This window comes from Calidithermus terrae (genome assembly GCF_003574345.1).
GTDB lineage: Bacteria > Deinococcota > Deinococci > Deinococcales > Thermaceae > Calidithermus > Calidithermus chliarophilus.
The window spans coordinates 1-3,991 of the sequence record NZ_QXDL01000293.1; the positions used below are offsets into that span (position 1 = coordinate 1).

Below are 3,991 nucleotides of genomic sequence, written 5' to 3' on the forward strand. Positions count from 1 at the left end.
ACCAAGAACTTCGCCGCCCACCTGCCCTCCACCCTCCCCGAGCCCTACGTCCTGCCCTCCATGCCCCACTCCCGCGTGAGCGCGGGGGAGGTGCTCAAGGCCGTGGAGCAGCAACTGCCCCCCCTCGAGCGCGAGCGCGAGAACCGCCTGCTCGACACCATCCGCGAGCGCGGCATCTGGGGCTTGCAGGAGGTGCTCGAGGCGCTGCAGGAGGGGCGGCTGTACCTGCTGGCGGTGCCCTGGAGCCTCGACGCCAGGGTCTTCCGCTGCGCCTCGGGCGGGGTAGGGCTCAGCCGCGAGGCCGCCGAGGCCTTCTGCCCGGGCGAGGGGCTCGAGGAAGTGCCCCTCAAGGACGCGCTGCCTTCGCTGGCACGGGCCTACAACGTCCGGCTCGACTTCGTCCACGGCGAGGCCGAAGCCCGCCTGCACGAGGAGTTCGGCGGCCTCGCCGGCCTGGTCCGCTGGTGATTCAGGCGCGGCTCAGCCGCCGGTAACGCCGGCCTCAGGCGCGTGGGCCATGCTTGGCTGCGAAGGAGGTCAGTCATGAACTGGGACCGCATCGAAGGCAACTGGAAGCAGTTCAAGGGCAAAGTGCTGGAGAAGTGGGGTGACCTCACCAACGACGACCTCGACGTCATCAACGGCAAGCGCGAACAGCTCATCGGCAAGCTCCAGGAACGCTACGGGCTCGCCCGTGACCGGGCCGAGCGCGAGGTCGATGAGTGGAGCGCGGGCCTGAAGGAGTGGTGAGGCCCGCACGCTAACCCCGCCGTAATCTCCTCCTCTTAAGGCCAGGGGGCAATCCCTGGCCTTAAGTTTTGTGGTCTATACCCATAATAAAACTTGACATGATCCGACTCAAGTTTTATTATCGTTACCAGGAGGTAAGCGATGGTACGTTTCGACCCCTTCAAGGAAATCGAGGAGATCCAGGAGCGCCTGTTCCGCAACTTCGGCGTGGCCCGCCCCGACGGCGGCAACCGCACCTACGCCCCCCTGGTTGACGTGCTCGACGACGCCCAGGGCCTGCACTTCGCCGTCTACCTGCCCGGCGTGGAACCCGGCCAGGTCGAGCTCACCGCCGAGAACAACACCCTGAGCGTCAAGGCCGAGCGGCCCTTCAACCGGCCCGAGGGCGTGCAGCAGTACCGCCTCGAGGGCACCTACGGCACCTTCGTCCGCAGCTTCACCATCCCCAACACCTACGACCTCACCAAGGTGAGCGCCAACTTCAAGAACGGCGTGCTCTACATCGACATCCCCAAGGCCGAGGCCGCCCAGCCCCGCAAGATCGACGTGCTGGTGGGGTAGAGCACCCTTCATCTGAGCCTCTTGCCGGCTTGGTTTTTGCGTGCTGCGTGGAAGAGCTGCCTCCCGGGCTCATTCTCGTCTGTGTGGGGGCTGCGAGAAAGGCTCAGATTCTCCAGCCCGGCGGAGCTTCCCGCCGGGCTGCTGCCTTGTTTTATCGCGTTTCCAACGGACACCCGCCGGTCCCGGTGGGGGGGCCAAGGCCCCCGGCGACGCCGGCACTCGAGCGGTGAGGCCGGTCGCCGTCATTCGTCCGGGCCGTGCTCCCGGCTCCACGCCTCGGCCCCCCAGTGTTCGACGACCCGCTGCAGGACCGCCTTGCTCGTCTGGGGGGTGGTGCCGGCCTCCATGCGGGAAACTCCAGGGCTGGGGGGGAGGGGGGGTCCTGGCTCCACCCCACCATACCCTCACGCCCTGCGGCCTGCCCGGCGGGCACCCTGTAAACTTGGCCCATGTTCCCCCTTTACGACATCAACCGCCCGCGCCGCCGGGCGGTTTGGGTGCCCGTGCTGGTCGTCGCCAACCTGGCGGCCTTCGTGTGGGAGTGGGTGCTCAACGAGCCCGCGGCGGTCATCTACGCCTACGGCTTCATCCCCGCGCAGTTCTTCGCCGATCCCCTAGCCGAGTGGCCCACCCTCTTCACCAGCATGTTCCTCCACGGGGGGATCGGGCATCTGGTGGGGAACATGTGGTTCTTGTGGGTCTTCGGGGATAACGTCGAGGACCGCCTGGGTCACGGGCGCTTCCTGTTGTTCTACCTCCTGGGGGGCGCGGGCGCGGCGCTGGCGCAGGGCCTGGTGTCCTTCGGCAGCGACGGGCCGATGATCGGGGCTTCGGGGGCGATCTCGGCGGTGCTGGGGGCCTACATCGTGCTCTACCCCCGGGCCCTGATCGTGAGCCTGCTGGGCTTTTTCCCCATCCCGATCCCGGCCCTGATCTACCTGGGGCTGTGGTTCTTGCTCCAGTTCTACCAGTCCTTCAGCGGGGTCCCCGGCGTGGCTTTCTGGGCGCACATCGGCGGGTTCGTCGTAGGCATGGTGCTGGTGCGGGTGCTGGCCCCGGCCTGGCAGCGGCGCTGAGGGGGTGTTGTGAATTGTGTCACAGTACCCCCCTCATCTTGTGAAAAGAAGTACATTTGTCCTTGAGGGGACGAATGTCCCCGCCCAAGGGTCCGGGGAAGGCCGCCTCTTCTGAAGCACCACCAAGCCGACGCCTCCGCCTGGATTCTTAGAAGGAGGCCACATGGCCGAGAAACACGTCGTGGTACTGGGTGCTGGGTTTGCAGGCCTCAACGCGGTGCGGGTGCTCTCCCGCGAGCCCTCGCTGCGGGTCACGCTCGTTGACCGCAACAACTACCACCTCTTCCAGCCCCTGCTTTACCAGGTGGCTTCGGCGGGGCTCGAGGCCCCCCAGATCGCCTTCCCGGTCCGGGCCTTCCTGCGGCGCCACAAGAACGCGCGCTTCCTGCTGGGCAGCGCCGAGGGCATCGACGCCGAGGCCAAGGTGCTGATGGTCGAGGGCAAGCCGGTGCCCTACGACTACCTCGTCGTGGGCTCGGGCACCCGCACCAACGACTTCGGGCTGCCCGGCGTGGCTAAGTACGGCTACGCGATGAAGACCCTCGACGACGCCATGCGCATCCGCGACCGGATCATCTCGGCCGGGGAGGAGGCCAGCCGCACCGCCGACCCGCAGCGCCGCAAGGCCCTCATGACCATCGTCATCGTGGGCGGCGGCCCGACCGGGGTGGAGCTGGCCGGCGCCTTGGGCGAGGTGCGCCGCCACGTCATCCCCCGCGACTACCCCGGCGTGGACCTCTCGGAGGTGCGGATCATCCTCATCGAGGGCAGCGACCGCCTGCTCGACGCCTTCGCGCCCTCCTCGGCCCGCTACGCGCAGCGCTTCCTCGAGCGCCTGGGCGTGGAGGTGTGGTTCGGCGAGCGGGTGGTGGAGATCCGGCCCGACGGGGTGAAGCTCTTGAGCGGCAAGTTCATCCCCACCTTCACCGCGATCTGGAGCGCCGGGGTCACGGGGCAGGGGATACCGGGCCTTCCGACCACGCGCGGCAACCGGGTCGCCACCGCCCCCGAGCTCTACGTGCCTGAGCACCCCGAGATCTACGTCGCGGGCGACATGAACTCGCTGGAGTACAAGGACGGCCGCCCCTACCCCCAGGTAGCCCCCGTCGCCATGCAGCAAGGCCGCCTGGCTGCCCAGAACATCCTGCGCCACCTGCACGGCAAGGAACAGAGGGCCTTCCGCTACTTCGACAAGGGCAACATGGCTACCCTGGGCCGCAACGCCGCCGTGGCCGAGGTCAAGGGCCTGCGCCTGACCGGCTTCCTTGCCTGGGCCGCCTGGCTGGGGGTGCACCTGTACTACCTGGCCGGTTTCCGCAACCGCCTGATGGTGCTGGGCAACTGGGCTTACAGCTACTTCACCTACGACTACGCGGTGCGGGTGATGCACCACCGCCACGAGTTCCCGGCGCTCGAGACGCAGGCGGAGCAGGCGGGGGAGCTGGTGAATGCGTGAGGGGGCGGGGCCGAAGGCGGAGCGCCGGGGCACAGCGTCCACTCCCAGTCGGTGTAGAAGTCCAGGTACCGATCGAAGTAGTGGTTGGTGCTGGTGGAGTAGGCCTCCAGCCGGTGCACCCCCTTGGGGATGCCGACGACGGTGCGCA

At 67.9% G+C, this 3,991-nt stretch carries 5 protein-coding genes and 1 pseudogene; 5 read left to right on the plus strand and 1 reads right to left on the minus strand.

The genetic code is table 11. From position 1 onward, the window contains the following. From Mterra_RS19515 to Mterra_RS19535, 5 genes and pseudogenes are all read left to right on the plus strand, one after another. Positions 1-468, plus strand: a pseudogene (locus tag Mterra_RS19515) (VLRF1 family aeRF1-type release factor); the annotation flags it as partial. 75 nt (positions 469-543) lie between these two features. Next, on the plus strand, positions 544-750 hold the full coding sequence (locus Mterra_RS19520) for a CsbD family protein (protein WP_119316641.1): 207 nt from the start codon (positions 544-546) through the stop codon (positions 748-750). Between the two features lie 141 nt (positions 751-891). After that, positions 892-1,311, plus strand: a complete 420-nt coding sequence (locus Mterra_RS19525; RefSeq protein WP_119316642.1) for an Hsp20/alpha crystallin family protein — start codon at positions 892-894, stop codon at positions 1,309-1,311. A gap of 449 nt (positions 1,312-1,760) precedes the next feature. Further along, positions 1,761-2,387: a rhomboid family intramembrane serine protease gene (locus Mterra_RS19530; protein ID WP_119316643.1), complete on the plus strand. Its 627-nt coding sequence runs from the start codon at positions 1,761-1,763 to the stop codon at positions 2,385-2,387. Between the two features lie 163 nt (positions 2,388-2,550). Further along, the gene (locus tag Mterra_RS19535; protein ID WP_119316644.1) at positions 2,551-3,843 is read left to right on the plus strand and encodes an NAD(P)/FAD-dependent oxidoreductase; all 1,293 of its coding nucleotides are present in this window, start codon (positions 2,551-2,553) and stop codon (positions 3,841-3,843) included. Here the strand turns inward: Mterra_RS19535 and Mterra_RS22920 are convergent. Continuing rightward, positions 3,756-3,991, minus strand: a 236-nt coding sequence (locus tag Mterra_RS22920) for a hypothetical protein (protein ID WP_218022980.1), incomplete at its 5' end; no start/stop codon positions are given. The two genes, Mterra_RS19535 and Mterra_RS22920, sit on opposite strands and share 88 nt — an antisense overlap.